This window comes from Gordonia westfalica (genome assembly GCF_900105725.1).
Classification (GTDB): Bacteria; Actinomycetota; Actinomycetes; order Mycobacteriales; family Mycobacteriaceae; genus Gordonia; species Gordonia westfalica.
The window spans coordinates 722,981-737,706 of record NZ_FNLM01000036.1 but is presented as its reverse complement, the minus strand read 5'-3'; the positions used below and the strand labels follow the sequence as shown (position 1 = coordinate 737,706).

The window sequence follows — 14,726 nt, the reverse complement described above, 5'->3', positions numbered from 1 at the left end:
TCTCGACCGCATCACGAGGTGAGCGCGATGTACTTGATGTTGAGGTACTCGTCGATGCCCTCGCTCCCGCCCTCGCTCCCCAGACCCGAGTGTTTGACGCCACCGAAGGGAGCTGCTGGGTCGGAGATCATCCCGCGGTTCACGCCCACCATGCCGGCTTCGATGGCGGCAGCTACTCGGCTGGCCCGGTCGAGATCTCGGGTGTAGAAGTAGGCGGCCAAGCCGTGGTCGGTTCCGTTCGCCGCCTCGATTGCCTCGGTCTCGGTGTCGAACCCGGTGATCACCGCCACCGGGCCGAAGATCTCCTCGTCCAAGATGGACGATCCGGCAGGGACCTCGTCGAGGAGGGTCGGCTGGTAGAAGAAGCCCGGCCTGTCGACAGCTGCTCCCCCGGTGTAGACACGGGCTCCCGCTGCGACCGCTTCGTCGACGAGGGTCGAGACTGCGTCGCGCTGCCTCGCGTTGATCAGAGGGCCGAGCGAGACCCCGTCGTCGTGGCCAGGGCCCACGGTGATCGCATCGATCCGGGCGCACAGCGCTGTGGTGAACTCGTCCCGGATTCGATTGTCGACCAGGATCCTGTTCGCGGCCGTACACGCCTGTCCTCCGTTGCGCATCTTCGCGGCGACCGCACCTTCGACCGCGGCTCCGATGTCGGCGTCGTCGAAGACGATGAACGGCGCGTTGCCGCCGAGCTCCATTGAGGTCCGCAACACCTGCTCGGCAGACTGTGCGATGAGCTTCTTGCCCACTGCGGTCGATCCGGTGAAGGACACCTTCCGGAGGCGCCGGTCCGTCATGAGCGCACCGACGACCGCGGGCGCCGATCGGGTCGGGACCACCGACAGAACCCCGTCCGGGAGCCCGGCGTCGGCGAAGACCTGGGCGAGCAGCAACATGGTCAGAGGCGTGTCTTCCGCCGGTTTCACGATGATCGTGCAACCGGCGGCGAGGGCCGGACCGATCTTGCGGGTTCCCATGGCTAGCGGGAAGTTCCACGGTGTGACCGCCAGCGTCGGTCCGACGGGTTCTCGGGTGACGAGGATGCGGCCGTTCCCCGACGGCGCGGCCGTTAGCCGGCCGCCGATCCGGACGGCCTCCTCGGCGAACCACCGCAGGAACTCGCCGCCGTAGGCGACTTCGCCATGGCTCTCGGCCAACGGCTTGCCCATCTCCAGGGTGATGAGGTCGGCGAAGTCGTCCGCCCGTTCCCGGATGATCTCCCACGCCCGGCGCAGTATCTCGGCGCGCTCACGCGGTGGCGTGACCGCCCAGGAGGGCTGGACCGCGACGGCTGCGGTGAGCGCGACGGTCGCGTCGGCGACGGTCGCATCGGCGACCGTGGCCAGGACGTCGCCCGTGGCCGGGTTCACGACGTCGAACCGCCCGCCGTTCGATGCCTCGCGGGCTGCGCCGCCTATCCAGATTCCGGTGGGGACGGCGCTCAGCAGCGCGGGGTCGGTCATCAGAGGTCCTTTCGGGTGACGGTGCCACCCATAGTCGATTCGTCGAGCGGCGAGGGTGCTCAGTCGCAGCGTGTGGTGATCACCGCGGTCGGCGGGGTGGGGACACCTGCGGGCCATCCGGTCCAGGTGACATCTAGTTCGACGACGTGGCCGGCGACGCGCCCCAGACCGTTCAGCGCGACTATCCCGGGAAGATAGGGCAGCAGTGTCTTGGGCGCGACGATCTGCACCGCCCCGTCCCCGTCCCCGTCCCCGTCCCCGGAGGAGACCAGCTGGACGTCGTGGCAGCCGTTGATCTCGACGATCATCGTCTGGCCTGGAACGGGGTGTCATCGATGACCCGGCGTCGCATCGTCCCGATCAACGGACCGTCCTGCTCCGCAGCGGCGAACGCGTCCTGCCACTCGGGATCGGAGGTGACCTGCCCCCACTTGAGATCAAGTTCGGCGAGGTCGTTGAATCGGAGGCTGTAGACCAACTCCCCGAACGAGTTCTCTCCGATCACGGTGTGCCCGGCGCTGATCAGTTCGACGCCGTATCGCTCGAACATCCGCGCAGTGTGGTTGGAGAACAGGTCGACGATCGCCGGCAGGCGGCCGGGAACGGCTACGTACTCGCGAATCTCGACGATCATGGGGGTCCTTTCGGTCAGTTGTCTCGCGCGGACGCGCTGAGATCGTGAAATCGGCTCTCGTAGAACACCAGTGGGGATTCGGGTCCAGCCACACGGTGGCCGATGATGCGCAGCAGGGCCAAGGTGTGGTCACCGGTGACCGACTCGGACTCGACCTCACAGTCGAACCACGCGCTGGCTCCGTGCAGGAAGATCGCGCCCTCCACGCCGGTGTCCCAGCTCAGATCCGCGAACCGGTTGCCGGTGCGGGACGCCAGTTGCCGGCATGCGGTGTGCTGGTCGGCGCTCAGGACGGACAGTCCGATGCGCGGCCGCGTCCGCAACTTGGGCCAGGTCGTCGAGGAGGTCTGGACGAACACGCCGACCAGGGGTGGTTCCAGGGACACGTTCACGAAAGCGCTGACCGCCATGCCGGTCGGTTGCCCGGCACCGTCGATCGCACACACCGCCGTCACCCCGCTGGGGAACTTCCCGAACGTGGTGCGCAGCGCGGAGACGTCGACCACACCCGCGGCATCGTGCACGCCGGTGAGATGAGTGGACCCGGACGCGGCCGCCCGGTTCTCCGGTGCCGCCTTAGAACACATGGTTCTTGCCCCCGAACACCTCACTGACGGAGTCATCGACGAAGATGCGCCGAATCGTGTCGGCGAGCATCGGTGCGCACGAGATGACGTCGATCACCGGCGGCGCATCGGGACGCAACGCGATGGTGTCGGTGACGACGACGCGCTCGAACGGCGAGTCGGCGAGATTCTCGTACGCGCGCCCGCTGAACACACCATGGGTGGCAGCGGCGAACACACGATTGCTGCCGGCCCGGACGACGGCTTCGCCGGCAGCACACAGCGTGCCGGCGGTATCGATGATGTCGTCCACGACGATGGCTGTCTTGCCGCGCACATCGCCTATCACAGTGGATATCTGGGCGATCTGCTGCTGCGGGCGCTCTTTGTCCAGGATGGCCAGTCCCGCGCCGATGCGAGTGGCAAACTGCTTGTTCAACTTGACTCGGCCCGCATCGGGCGCCACCACGACGAGATCGTCGTCGAGTCGGGCGAAGTGATCGGCCAGCATCATCAGCGCAGTCATGTGGTCGACGGGAACACTGAAGAAGCCTTGGAGCTGACCTGCATGGAGATCCATCGTCAGCACCCTGTCCACTCCGGCGGCCTCCAGTATCCGAGCCACCATACGGGCCGAGATCGGTTCTCGCGGAGCGGACTTCTTGTCCTGCCGGGAATAGCCGAACCATGGGGTGACCGCGACGACCCGGTGTGCGCTCGCGCCGATGGCGGCATCGACCATCACCAGCAGTTCCAGCAGCGCGTCGTTGGCGTTGAGCCCTTCGTCCGGATTGGCACTCATCGGTTGGATGAGGAATACGTCTGCACCTCTGACGGATTCGTCGAAGCGGCAGTACACCTCCCCATTGGAGAAGGTCTTCAGGGTGATCGGACCCAGGTCGACCTGCAGCGTGGCGGCGATCGACGCCGCGAGTGCGGGGTTCGCGCGTCCGGCGAACATCATCAATTGCTTCTGATAGCCGAGCGGGAGTGAGGTGGTCATGCATGCCTTCCAGATGTTCTGTCGTAGTGGCCATTTCGTCAGCGGACGGGTAGAAACGTTTCTACCCGCGATATGCGGGTTCCGTGGTTCAACGCCGGTCACACTCGCGCTATCGCTACCTCTTCCGCTGACGGCATACCAGTCCGCGCTCCCACCTGACGCACGGACAGCGAAGCGGCGATGACGGCGCGGCGACATGCCTCGTCGAGCGTGTTCCCTGCTGCCAGGGACGCCGCGAGCACACCGTTGAACGTGTCGCCGGCGCCCGTGGTGTCGCGTACCTCTGGCGCCGCGAGCGCCGGGATCCGTTCGATCCCACCGTCCGGGCGAGCGATGAGCGCACCCTCTGCACCGCGCGTGACCGCGACGCACGCCCCGGTTGTGTCGGCGACCCGGGCGGCGGCGTCGTCGACGTCCATGTGGGGAATCGAGAGCGCATCGCACAGGTCTCGGAGTTCCGAGGCGTTGGGCGTCAGGACCGTCGCGGCGCGCACCGCGGAGACGAGATCCTCGTGCAGAGGTGCCGGGTTGAGTACACAGGGCAGCCCGTGTTCGCGCGCGGCCGCGACCGCGCTGCGGACCGCGGCCGTGGATATCTCCGTGCTTACCAGCACGCAGCCCGCCCACCCGACCGACCGTTCCACGGCGGCCCGGACACCCGCCGGGTCGACGTGCGAGTTGGCGCCGGCTGCGACCGCGATCTGGTTCTCGCCCGCCCTGTCCACGACGATCAGTGCTGCCCCGGTGGGGATGTCATCGATCTCGGCGACATCGGACACATCGATGCCGAGAGACGTCAGCTCGGCGAGCGCCTCGCGTCCCAGGTCGTCGGTCCCCACCCCGCCGCAGTAGCGAACGCCCGCGTCCATCCGTGCGGCCGCGACAGCGGCGTTGGCGCCCTTGCCACCCCCGAATCTGTCGAGACGCGGGCCCACCACCGTCTCACCCGGCGCGGGGAGTCGATCGGCGCCCACCACGAGATCGACGTTGATGGCGCCGATCACCAGTACTCCGTTACTCATGCCATTCACGCTCCGTTGATGTCGCACACCGACGATCGCACCTGCACGGTCGTCGGTAGCAGGCTCATCGGCGCCGGTGTCCGATTTTCGATGAGGTCGAACAGGACTGTCGTCGCCCGGTAGCCCATGTCGTGCGCGGGCTGACGGACGCTGGTCAGACGTGGGGTCAGCAGCGACGACAGCGGCAGGTCGTCGAAGCCGACGATGCTCACGTCGTTCGGCATGCGTCGGCCCGAGTTCCGGCAGTACTCCATCGCGCCGACCGCCATCAGGTCGTTCGCGCAGATCAACGCAGTGGGTTCGATGTCGGCAGCCAGTGCGCGCGAGGCGAGTTCGTAGCCGGCGTCCTGGCGGTAGTCACCGACGAGGACCGGAACCGAATCGGGGTCGATACCGGCGCCCGCGAAGGCTTCCCGATAGCCGGCGAGACGCTGTTGCGCGGTCCAGAGACTCTCCGGGCCGCCGATCACCGCGATTCGACGATGCCCGTTGTCGATGACATGCTGGGCGACTTCGCGGGCACCCTTGCGCGAGTCGGACACGACGGCGGGCAGGTCGACGCCGGGGATCTGCTCGTCGACGAGGACCACCGGTCCGGAGCGGGCGAGCTCGTAGCTGGCCGCGGGCATCGATCCGGTGCTCGACAGGTAGACGACCCCGTCGACACGCTGGCTGCGCAGGAGCCGGGTCTGCTCCTCCTCGGACTGCTCGGCGCTGCCGGGGACCACCAGCACCACCAGCACGTCATGCGCTGATGCTGCCTGGTGGACGCCTTCGGCGATCATCGCGAAGAACTGGTTCGTCAGATCGGGGATCACCATCCCGATTCGAGAGGCAGTGCGCCGCTTGAGGTTGCGCGCCGATTCATTTGGTGAGTACTGCAGCACACGGGCCGCGTTGAGGACTCGGTTGCGCCGTTCGGGCGCTACTGGGCCGGAGTCGTTGAGGACGTAGCTGACGGTGCTCACCGAGACCCCGGCGTGTTCGGCCACGTCCTTGATGGTTGCTCGTTTGGGTTTGCTCTCAGACGTCACCGCGATCCTTTCCCCTGGTCATGAGCGTCCGCCTGCCCACGACAGTATCGACGACCACAAGTGTGCGTAGCTCGTCCACTCGACGAATTCTGGGGGTGCCCAGTGCGGGGCGAGGTCGGAGGTGAAGGCGACGGCGCGACCGCTTCCGAACGTGCCCGTCACGAGGATCGGATCGTCACCGCTGCGGGCGACCACCTCCGCGTCGTCACGCGGGATGACGCGGTTGTACCCCAGGAGTGGAGGCCATTCGTTGGGCGTGTCGCCGAGGACCGGGTGCCCGGGCAACCGGACCTCGACCTTGCATCCCTCGGGCACTTCGATCCGGTCGTCGTAGGTCAGCATGGTCACCGGGAGGACATCGGCAAGGGGGGTCATGCCGAATCGGGCCTTGGCGTCGATGCCGGTGAACGAGAGATAGCCGCCGACCATCACGAGGCCGCCGCCCCGGCGGACATAGTCGGCCACGACGCCGAGCCGGTTCGGCGACATCTCCGAACGCAGGAAGGTTTCGTCGGGGAGTTGGAACGAGTTGGAGCCGATGTCGGATATGACGACGACGTCGTAGTGGTCGATCTCCTGCGCGGTCTTGGGGAATCGTGACGAGATCTCATGCCCGCGAACGTAGGTGACCTCGTGACCCTCCGCCGCGAGGTTGTCGAGGAAGACCGTCGCGCCTTCCTCGTATTCGGTGTTGTGGAACTGGTCGAAGCCCTTCATGTGGATCGTGTGCTTGATCCACGATTCGCCGGCGACGAGGATCGTGAGAGGTGTCATTGTGTTTCTCCTACTGTCTTCGAAACGGTGCTGGGAAGTCCGTGCGGGACCTGATCGGGAAGGGTGAGTCGCCGGATGCTCAGATCCGGCTCCGGGCGCCGAACAGCCCTCGCCCCAGTTCGTAGGCGGCGCGCAGGTCGTCGCCCTGATACTCGACTGACGCGAGTTCGGCGACGACCGGGCTCGCGTTGACAGCCACGGTGTTCCGGAGCCAACCGAACAGCTCGATGTCCGACGACGAATCGCCGTAAGCCACACAGTCTTCCGGCGACAACGCCAACCGGGCCAGCGCCGCCTCAGTAATCTTCACCTTCTCCTGCGGAGACAGGGTCGCGTCCTCCGAGAGCGGTTCGCCGATCACGACGTCGGACCCGTAGGTCTCGTGCGCGCCCCACTGTCTCAACCTGTCGACGAAGAACGCCGGCGATTGCGAGATGACGATAACCGTCTCGCCTCGTCGGCGGATGTCCTCGAAGGTGGCGACGACCCCGTCGAGCCACTCCGCCTGCTCGAACGCCGCGTCGAGCTCGGTCTCGGTGGCGCCGTCGCAGATGGCGAGCAGCGTCGACCAGAACTCGGTGTCGGTGATCTGCCCTGCCGCCCAGCGGTTCTCGATGTCGAGACCCTCATCCAGCTTGCCGAAGTATCGTGACAGATGAAGGGCGGCTGCACCTTTGAGAAGGGTGCCGTCCATGTCGAAAACATGAAGTCGGCTGGTCATGACCTGGCTTTCTCTCGTGTCGGACGTCGAGGTGGTCTCAGGAGAACTCGGGGAGCACTTCCTTCGCCATGAACTCCATGTTCGCCACGACCGCCTCGATGGGCTGCCCGACCGCGATCAGGCACGCCATGTGGTCGACGCCGAGCGCCTCGTAGGCCTTGAACCGTTCGATCATCCGATCAGGGGTCGTGAGGATCGGATCCGCGTACTTCTCGGAGAGCCCTTCCTTGGAGAAGGTCTCCTCGGCCGGCTTCATCGCACCGCCCTTGACGACCGAGTCGTCCTTCTCGCCGTCGGCACGGGCAGACAAACGCTCTTCCTTGGTCTGGTTCGCGGTCCTGCTGGCATGGACGAGCGTGAGGTAGTAGTTGTATTCGCTCAGCACATCGTCGAAATACTCAGTAGCTTGTTCCTCGGTGTTGCCCAGCCAAGTGTGGCGGAGCGCCATCACCTGGCCACGCGGCATCCCGGTCTGCTCGATCTCGTCGTTGTACGCCTCGAGGAGCGCTTCGAGGTCTCCGTAGGGCTCGAAGTTGCCGTAGTTGGGCGCGGTGATCAGATTGTTCCCCTGCTGGGCCACCCGTCGGACACCGGCGATGCTCTGCGACGCGGCCCAGAGCTCGGGGTGCGGATCGGAAGCCGGCTTGGGCACGATCGTGGTCGGCGGGAACGAGAAGTACTTGCCGTCGTACTCCACGTCGTCCTCGACCCACACGCGCTTGATGATCTCCAGGGATTCCTCGTAGATCTCACGCGCATCCTTGGGATCGACACCGATGCGATCAAGCGGATAGCGGCTTCCGCCCCGAGCGACCCCGATCCCGATCCGGCCCGGGGCCATGTGATCGAGGAAACTCATCTCCGAGGCGATGAGCAGCGGGTTGTAGTAGGGCAGCACCACAATTCCAGGCATGATCCGCAGTCGCTCAGTGCGCGCCGCGGCCAGTGCACTGAACATCACCGACGACGGATTGCTGACGTAGTTCTGGAAGTGGTTCTCGTTGACGGTCACACCTTCGAAACCGAGGTCCTCGGCAGCGTCGACGATACGAAGCATATCGTCGAGCAGCTCCGACCACGGGCGGCTCATGTCGCGGTAAAAGAACGGCGTAGTTACCCAGATCTTCATGAAACTGCCCCTCTGACTGTGAACGATTCTCGTGTCGCCTGGCATGGAGCGCCGCTCGAGGATGCTCCGAGCACGGGAGTCTTCAGATCCTCTCCGATCGGGCCGACGACTTCCGACCCGGGCGATAGAAACGATTCTATGCATCGATGGCCGTCAACGCAAGCGGTGGGCATTCGCAGGAACCGCCACATGCGAGGACCTGCACGTTCGTGCCCGCGGGCACATCTGGCGTCCGGAGTGCCCGAGCCAGGCACCCTGCCCCGGTGGCCCATCACCACCGACGCCACCTGACCTCGCTCGACCGGCGATCGGGACGACCGACCGGCGGTCATCGAAAACTGTTGTCCTTCTTTGTGATCCGCACCGCGATCGCGAAACGCGAATGAAACATCTTGTTTACGCCGCATCGCTTGACCGTCGGTGGTACCTTTCCCCACTATGACTACGGAGCACTGAGAGTCGCAGCACGCGGGGATCTCCGTGCAACGTCATCGATGCAAACGGGGCGACCCCAGTTCTTTGACCAGAGTAGAAACGTTTCTACATCCCGAAAAAGTGAGTGAGGAATTCCATGTCATCTGTCTCGGCACTCGACAACATCATCCTGAACACCGACACCTACAAGCACTGTCACCACTCGCTGTACCCGAAGGGCACGGAGTACGTCTCGAGCTACATCGAGTCGCGCGGTGGCATCTTCCCGGCCACGATGTTCGTCGGCCTGCAGGCGTATATCCGCGAGCACCTCCTGCGTCCGATCACCCTGGACGACATCGACGAGGCCGAAGCGGTCACCCGGGCACAGGGCATGCCGTTCAGCCGCGAGAACTGGCTGGGGATCCTCAACGACCACGGCGGGTACCTGCCCGTGGAGATCGAGGCCGTGCCGGAGGGAACCGTCCTGCCCACGCGGAACGTGCTCGTGCAGATCATCAACACCGATCCGAAGTACGCCTGGGTGACCAGTTTCTTCGAGACCGCACTGCTGCGTGCGGTCTGGTACCCGACCACCATCGGCACCGTCAGCTGGATGAGCAAGCAGATCATCCGGGAAGCCTTCGCGCGCACCTCCGACCACCCCGAGCTGCTGCGACTGCAGCTGCACGACTACGGTGCTCGCGGGGTCAGCTCCCAGGAATCCGCGGCGTTGGGCGGTCTTGCGCACCTGGTGAACTTCGAACAGAGCGACACCGTGCCGGGCATTCTGGCCGCGATGAAGTACTACAATGCTGTGTCGCCGGCCAACTCGGGCCCCAACAGCGAGCACGCGGGCTTCACCGCGTGGGGACGTGATCACGAGGTCGACGCGCTGCGCAACATGTTGCACACCTACCGGGACGCGGGTTTTGTACTGCTGCTGACGGATTCGTACGATCACGAGAACGCGGTGAAGAACATCCTGGGCAAGGAACTCAAGGAGGAGATCCAGAACTTTCCGGGGCTGGTCGGAGCGCGCCCGGACTCTGGTGACCCGGTCCAGGTCACGGCGGACACTGCGGAGTGGCTCATGGACGCTTTCGGTTACGAGGTGAACTCGAAGGGCTTCAAGGTCCTGCCGCCCTACCTGCGCGTCGTGCAGGGCGACGGGGTCACCTTCGCCAGCCTGCCGCAGATCTACCTGGAACTCGAACGACGTGGCATGTCGGCGGAGAACGCCATCTTCGGCATGGGTGGAGGTCTGCTCCAGCACTACAACCGCGACTCCCTGAACTTCGGTCAGAAGTGCAATGCGGTCTGCGTGGACGGCGAGTGGCGGGATGTCGCGAAGCAGCCCACCGGAGCCACCTTCAAGGTATCGAAGGCCGGCCGCCTCGCACTGACCAAGCGCGACGGGGAATTCGTCACCGTCCGCCGCGATTCGATCTCGCCGGAGGAGAACCTGCTCCAGCCGGTGTACCGCGACGGGCACCTGCTCACGAAGTGGGACTTCACCGAACTGATCGCACGCAGCGAGGCCGAGGTCCCCGAGTACTACTACTACGACGTGATCAAGCAGATGCGCGAGCAGGATGACGACTCCAGGGTCGCCTGATCTCGAGACGCTCGCCCGCAGAAGAGGAATCCCGTATGAAAACGCTCCCCCGAGTTCCCCTGTCGTCGACCGGAAGTCTCTACATCGACGGGGCCTGGGTCGAACCGCACTCGACCGCGACGATCGACGTGATCGACTCGACGACCGAGCAGGTGTTCTACTCGGTCCCCGACGCCGACGTCGACGACATCGATCGCGCGATCGCGGCCGCCCGCAAGGCGTTCGACGAAGGGCCGTGGCCGCGGTTGTCGCACGCCGAGCGCGCCGAGGTGCTACTCACCATCGCCGAAGCGGTCGAGCAGCGCATCGACGACGTGGTCGAGATCTGGCCGCGGGAGACCGGGATCCTCGCGTCCTCGGTGGGCGTCGTCATGCAGGAGGTGATCGAGACCTACCGGTACTACGCGGGACTGGCGACCGACTTCGCGTTCGCGGAGGAGGTCGCACCCACTAACGGAGCCGCTTTCGGGATGATCGTGAAGGAGCCCGTCGGCGTCGTGGGTGCGATCATCCCGTGGAACTCCCCGATGGGGCTCCTCGCCTGGAAGGTCGCGCCCGCCCTGCTCGCGGGTTGCACGGTGGTCGTGAAGTGTTCGCCGGAGGCACCCGGTGCCGGGTACATCATGGCCGAGATCGCGGACACGATCGGCCTGCCACCGGGTGTCCTCAATGTGGTGACCGCCGAGCGAGAGGCTTCGGAAGCCCTGGTGAGGGATCCGCGCGTCGACAAGATCGCGTTCACGGGATCGACCGAGGCGGGCAAGCGGATCGGCGGCATCCTCGGCGGTCGGATCGCACGGTCCTCGTTGGAACTCGGGGGCAAGTCGCCGGCGATTGTACTCGACGACTTCGACGTCGCGGACGCAGCTCGGATCATCGCGGCAGCAGAATGTTTCCTGTCGGGGCAGATCTGCGCATCGCTGACGAGGGTCATCGTTCCCGAGGAGCGGCACGACGCGATGGTCGCGGCGCTCGCCGAGGAGTTCAGCAGGGTCACGATCGGGGATCCGTACGATCCGACGACGAGGCTGGGGCCCGTGGCGACGGCGCGCCAGCGCGCGCGCGTCCAGGACTACATCGAGATCGGACGGCAGGAGGGAGCCGAACTGGCCTACGGCGGCGGCCGTCCGGCTCACCTCGACAGCGGCTGGTTCGTCGAGCCGACGGTCTTCGGGAGGGTGGCCGTGGAGTCGCGACTCGGTCAGGAGGAGATCTTCGGTCCGGTGCTGGCGGTCCAGCCCGCCCGGGATCTCGATGACGCGATCCGGATCGCGAACGCCACCGAGTTCGGCCTGAACGCCGCTGTGTTCACCCACGATTCCGCACGGGTCCTGGCGATCGCCCGCCGGCTCCACTCCGGCACCGTCGGACAGAACGGCAATCGGGCCGACTTCGGCATCGGCTTCGGCGGTTTCAAGAGATCCGGGATCGGACGGGAGGGCGGCGTGGCGGGGCTGCAGGCCTACCTGGAGAACAAGACCGTCGTCCTGGACGCGCCGCCGACGTGAGATCTGTGTGACCCTGAATCCCGGCGGAACGGAAAGCACCTGTCGGACAGTGCTGCACAGTGAGTGAGTGGAAATGAACGACATTGCGATCGAGAACGGCCTGGTGTGGCTGGGAGCAGACGAGCGGTACGCGTCCGGACTGCTGTACATCAGGGGCGGCAGGGTGGACTACGTCGGAGAGCATCGGCCCGACGTCGTTCCGCCCGGTACCCCGCGGCTCGATGCGACAGGTCACGCGGTACTGCCCGGGTTGGTCGACTGCCATGTTCATCTGACGACCAACTCGGTCACCGACCGAGTGCTGGCGAGCGACGTCTTCCGCGGCCAGAAGACCGGCCCGGAGAAGTTGCTCCACGGCTACCGCAACTCACTCCGGGCGCTGCGGGCCGGCTTCACGAGCTTGCGCTGCATGGGGCATCGCGGGGTCGGCGAGGTGGAGCTACGCGACATGGTCGACCGGGGGCTGATGGTAGGCCCCAACCTGGTCGTCGCCCCGTGGTGGATCACCATGACCAACGGACACGGCGACCTGTTCTACCCGCCGTATACGCAACGGCGCGAATGGGATACGGCTGACGGCGTCGATGCATGCCGACAGATGGTCCGCTTGCAGGCACGTAGCGGCGCCGACTTCATCAAGGTCATGGCCAGCGGCGGGATGTCAAAAGGAGAACAGCCGCACTGGCCCAACTACAGCGTCGCCGAACTCACTGCCATCGTCGACGAAGCACATGACATGGACCTGCGAGTGGCCGCGCACGCTGTGTCGCTGGAGGGAATCCGACGCAGCCTCGAAGCCGGAGTCGACAGCATCGAGCACGGCTCCTACCTCGACGAGGAGTGTGCTGCCCACATGGCGCGCCACGGCACGTTCCTGGTGCCCACCATGGCCTTCAACGACTGGTGCCAGCGTGAGGGCACCACACGGGGCCTGTCCGCCGCAGGCGTCGAACGTCTCCGGGACGCCCATGACCGGACGATCGAGGCTTTCGCGATCGCACGGGCAGCCGGGGTCAAGATCGCGATGGGGACCGACTCGTCCGGGACGCTGTGCCCGTTCGGGGCACACCATCGCGAGCTGGAACTGTACGTGCAGCACGGCATGTCGGTGTCGGAGGCGCTCACCACCGCAACCGCCACTGCATCCGACCTACTCGACCGAAGAGATCTGGGCACGCTGCGCATCGGTGCGATGGGCGATGCGCTGGTCGTCGACGAGAAGGTGCTCGGCGACATCACCCGGCTGCGGACCGGGATCAAGAACGTGGTGCGGGCCGGGCAGGATGTCACCGACTATCTGTCGGAATCGGCGCAAATGCTCCAGCTGGATTCCAGGTAGATCTAAACGCGACAACCAATCCCGGTTGCGCGTGATACAACGAACGCAACGAGACGGAGATAGCGAAAATGCCATACATCGAAGCGAGCTTTTTCGAGGACAGGTTCACCGACCGGCAGTTCGCCGCCGACATGGTGGCGGAACTGACGAAGGCGGTGTCGGAGGTCCTCGGAGACGAGATCGGCTCGGACACAACGGTTGTGCTGCATGGCGTGGCACGTGCGCAGTGGGGGCATGGCGGGAAGCTGATGGGCTGACCCGCAACGGCAAATACGTCATAAGGTAGATTGCCTGTCCGATCTCGCCGTGCAGGCGGCGGTGATTGAACCAATCGATGTACTCGGCGACGGCGATCTCGACCTCACCGACACCACCCCAACCACCTCGAGGGCGCATGATTGGGTTGCGGATGCATTCGGCCTTGAACAGCGAGTTGAACGCCTCGGCCATCGCATTGTCGTACGAATCGCCCTTAGAGCCAACAGAAGTCACCGCGTCGGCTTCGGCGAGGCGTTCGGTGTAACGGATCGCTCGATACTGCACTCCGCGGTCGGAGTGGTGAATCAGCCCGGCCACGTCCTGGCCGGCACGCGAGCGAGCCCACAACCCCATGTCCAGGGCGTCGAGTGCGAGGTCGGTGTGCATGGTGGTCGAGACCCGCCAGCCCACGACCATCCTCGAGAAGACATCAAGGATGAACGCGGCATACACCCACCCCGAGTGGGTGCGGATGTAGGTCAGGTCGGCCACCCACAGCGCGTTGGGTGCCGCCGCGGTGAACTGCCGCTCGACACGATCTGCCGGCTGCGGAGTTTCGGCCCCCTCGCTGTGCGTGGTCTTCCGTGTCTTCAGCCTCGTTATCCCCTGCAGCCCATCAGCTTTCATCAATCGTTCGACGGTGCATCGGGCCACGCCGATACCCTTCCTGCGTAGTTCGGCATGAACTTTGCGGGCGCCGTAGACGCCGAGATTGTCGGCATGCACGGTGCGGATCTCGCCGAGTAACTCGCGGTCACCGACCACCCGTGGCGCCTCGACTCGTCGAGAACTCAGATGGGCTCGCACCGTGGACGGAGCGATCTGGGCGGCCGTATCGCGCAAGGCCGCGCAGATCGGATCGACTGGCGTGTTCGCCACGATGAGTGGCGACGAACTCCACGATCAGCGCTGTGGGCGGTCGATCTCCGCCGCAAAGAAAGCCGAGGCCTGCTTCAAGATCGCGTTCGCCCGCCGCAGCTCACGGTTCTCGCGTTCCAGCTGCGCGATCCGTTCAGCCTCGCTGGTCGTGGTACCCGGTCGAACGCCGCCATCGATCTCGGCCTGCTTGACCCAGGTGCGCAGCGCCTCCGGGTGCACACCGAGTTGATCGCCGATCCGTTTGAGCGCCCCCGGCCGCGTGGCCGGGTCCTTGCGAGCTTCCACCGCCATCCGCGTCGCCCGCTCCTTCAGCTCAACGCTGTACTTCCGTGGTGCTGCCATACTCTCCATCCATCACAGG

Annotated in this window: 15 protein-coding genes and 1 pseudogene; 4 read left to right on the top strand and 12 right to left on the bottom strand. The window is 65.5% G+C overall.

Annotation, left to right across the window (positions count from 1 at the left end):
- Nucleotides 1–11: 11 nt before the first annotated feature.
- The 10 genes from BLU62_RS29665 to BLU62_RS29620 form a co-directional block, all read right to left on the bottom strand.
- Nucleotides 12–1,466, bottom strand: coding sequence for an NAD-dependent succinate-semialdehyde dehydrogenase (locus BLU62_RS29665; RefSeq protein ID WP_074854050.1), 1,455 nt, complete (start codon nt 1,464–1,466; stop codon nt 12–14).
- Nucleotides 1,467–1,525: 59 nt separating this feature from the next.
- A complete protein-coding gene (locus BLU62_RS29660; RefSeq protein ID WP_074854049.1) occupies nt 1,526–1,774 on the bottom strand; it encodes a hypothetical protein in 249 nt (82 codons plus the stop codon).
- Nucleotides 1,771–2,100, bottom strand: a complete 330-nt coding sequence (locus BLU62_RS29655) for an NIPSNAP family protein (protein ID WP_074854048.1) — start codon at nt 2,098–2,100, stop codon at nt 1,771–1,773. The genes BLU62_RS29660 and BLU62_RS29655 overlap by 4 nt, the downstream gene beginning before the upstream one ends.
- Nucleotides 2,101–2,114: 14 nt before the next feature.
- On the bottom strand, nt 2,115–2,687 hold the full coding sequence (locus BLU62_RS29650; protein ID WP_099047937.1) for a flavin reductase family protein: 573 nt from the start codon (nt 2,685–2,687) through the stop codon (nt 2,115–2,117).
- On the bottom strand, nt 2,677–3,771 hold the full coding sequence (locus tag BLU62_RS29645) for a ribose-phosphate diphosphokinase (protein ID WP_244278437.1): 1,095 nt from the start codon (nt 3,769–3,771) through the stop codon (nt 2,677–2,679). The genes BLU62_RS29650 and BLU62_RS29645 overlap by 11 nt, the downstream gene beginning before the upstream one ends.
- Complete coding sequence (locus tag BLU62_RS29640) at nt 3,768–4,691, bottom strand: PfkB family carbohydrate kinase (protein ID WP_074854046.1); 924 nt, start codon at nt 4,689–4,691, stop codon at nt 3,768–3,770. Before BLU62_RS29640 ends, BLU62_RS29645 begins: the two co-directional genes overlap by 4 nt.
- A 5-nt stretch (nt 4,692–4,696) precedes the next feature.
- Nucleotides 4,697–5,725 (bottom strand): LacI family DNA-binding transcriptional regulator, encoded by a 1,029-nt coding sequence (locus BLU62_RS29635; protein ID WP_244278436.1) that lies wholly within the window; start codon nt 5,723–5,725, stop codon nt 4,697–4,699.
- 18 nt (nt 5,726–5,743) lie between these two features.
- On the bottom strand, nt 5,744–6,499 hold the full coding sequence (locus BLU62_RS29630; protein WP_074854044.1) for a glutamine amidotransferase: 756 nt from the start codon (nt 6,497–6,499) through the stop codon (nt 5,744–5,746).
- A 79-nt stretch (nt 6,500–6,578) separates the two neighbouring features.
- A complete protein-coding gene (locus tag BLU62_RS29625; protein WP_244278435.1) occupies nt 6,579–7,193 on the bottom strand; it encodes an HAD family hydrolase in 615 nt (204 codons plus the stop codon).
- Nucleotides 7,194–7,257: 64 nt separating this feature from the next.
- The gene (locus BLU62_RS29620; RefSeq protein ID WP_074854042.1) at nt 7,258–8,349 is read right to left on the bottom strand and encodes an LLM class flavin-dependent oxidoreductase; all 1,092 of its coding nucleotides are present in this window, start codon (nt 8,347–8,349) and stop codon (nt 7,258–7,260) included.
- A 571-nt stretch (nt 8,350–8,920) separates the two neighbouring features.
- Here BLU62_RS29620 and BLU62_RS29615 point away from each other — a divergent pair.
- The 4 genes from BLU62_RS29615 (at nt 8,921) to BLU62_RS32630 (ending at nt 13,485) form a co-directional block, all read left to right on the top strand.
- Nucleotides 8,921–10,381, top strand: a complete 1,461-nt coding sequence (locus tag BLU62_RS29615) for a nicotinate phosphoribosyltransferase (protein WP_074854041.1) — start codon at nt 8,921–8,923, stop codon at nt 10,379–10,381.
- A 35-nt stretch (nt 10,382–10,416) separates the two neighbouring features.
- A complete protein-coding gene (locus BLU62_RS29610; protein ID WP_074854040.1) occupies nt 10,417–11,889 on the top strand; it encodes an aldehyde dehydrogenase in 1,473 nt (490 codons plus the stop codon).
- Nucleotides 11,890–11,962: 73 nt separating this feature from the next.
- The gene (locus BLU62_RS29605; RefSeq protein WP_074854039.1) at nt 11,963–13,228 is read left to right on the top strand and encodes a metal-dependent hydrolase family protein; all 1,266 of its coding nucleotides are present in this window, start codon (nt 11,963–11,965) and stop codon (nt 13,226–13,228) included.
- 68 nt (nt 13,229–13,296) lie between these two features.
- A complete protein-coding gene (locus tag BLU62_RS32630; RefSeq protein ID WP_074854038.1) occupies nt 13,297–13,485 on the top strand; it encodes a tautomerase family protein in 189 nt (62 codons plus the stop codon).
- Nucleotides 13,486–13,531: 46 nt separating this feature from the next.
- Here the strand turns inward: BLU62_RS32630 and BLU62_RS34125 are convergent.
- Together BLU62_RS34125 and BLU62_RS32000 are read right to left on the bottom strand one after the other, a co-directional pair.
- Nucleotides 13,532–14,365, bottom strand: a pseudogene (locus tag BLU62_RS34125) (IS3 family transposase); the annotation flags it as partial.
- A 24-nt stretch (nt 14,366–14,389) separates the two neighbouring features.
- Nucleotides 14,390–14,707: a transposase gene (locus tag BLU62_RS32000; RefSeq protein WP_074854037.1), complete on the bottom strand. Its 318-nt coding sequence runs from the start codon at nt 14,705–14,707 to the stop codon at nt 14,390–14,392.
- Nucleotides 14,708–14,726 lie beyond the last annotated feature (19 nt).

Coding starts and splice junctions, on each gene's coding strand:
- BLU62_RS29640 (WP_074854046.1), bottom strand. CDS start 4,691: ATGAGTAACGGAGTACTGGTGATCGGCGCCATCAACGTCGATCTCGTG.
- BLU62_RS29625 (WP_244278435.1), bottom strand. CDS start 7,193: ATGGACGGCACCCTTCTCAAAGGTGCAGCCGCCCTTCATCTGTCACGA.
- BLU62_RS29660 (WP_074854049.1), bottom strand. CDS start 1,774: ATGATCGTCGAGATCAACGGCTGCCACGACGTCCAGCTGGTCTCCTCC.
- BLU62_RS29665 (WP_074854050.1), bottom strand. CDS start 1,466: ATGACCGACCCCGCGCTGCTGAGCGCCGTCCCCACCGGAATCTGGATA.
- BLU62_RS29610 (WP_074854040.1), top strand. CDS start 10,417: ATGAAAACGCTCCCCCGAGTTCCCCTGTCGTCGACCGGAAGTCTCTAC.
- BLU62_RS32630 (WP_074854038.1), top strand. CDS start 13,297: ATGCCATACATCGAAGCGAGCTTTTTCGAGGACAGGTTCACCGACCGG.
- BLU62_RS32000 (WP_074854037.1), bottom strand. CDS start 14,707: ATGGCAGCACCACGGAAGTACAGCGTTGAGCTGAAGGAGCGGGCGACG.
- BLU62_RS29630 (WP_074854044.1), bottom strand. CDS start 6,499: ATGACACCTCTCACGATCCTCGTCGCCGGCGAATCGTGGATCAAGCAC.
- BLU62_RS29650 (WP_099047937.1), bottom strand. CDS start 2,687: ATGTGTTCTAAGGCGGCACCGGAGAACCGGGCGGCCGCGTCCGGGTCC.
- BLU62_RS29605 (WP_074854039.1), top strand. CDS start 11,963: ATGAACGACATTGCGATCGAGAACGGCCTGGTGTGGCTGGGAGCAGAC.
- BLU62_RS29615 (WP_074854041.1), top strand. CDS start 8,921: ATGTCATCTGTCTCGGCACTCGACAACATCATCCTGAACACCGACACC.
- BLU62_RS29620 (WP_074854042.1), bottom strand. CDS start 8,349: ATGAAGATCTGGGTAACTACGCCGTTCTTTTACCGCGACATGAGCCGC.
- BLU62_RS29655 (WP_074854048.1), bottom strand. CDS start 2,100: ATGATCGTCGAGATTCGCGAGTACGTAGCCGTTCCCGGCCGCCTGCCG.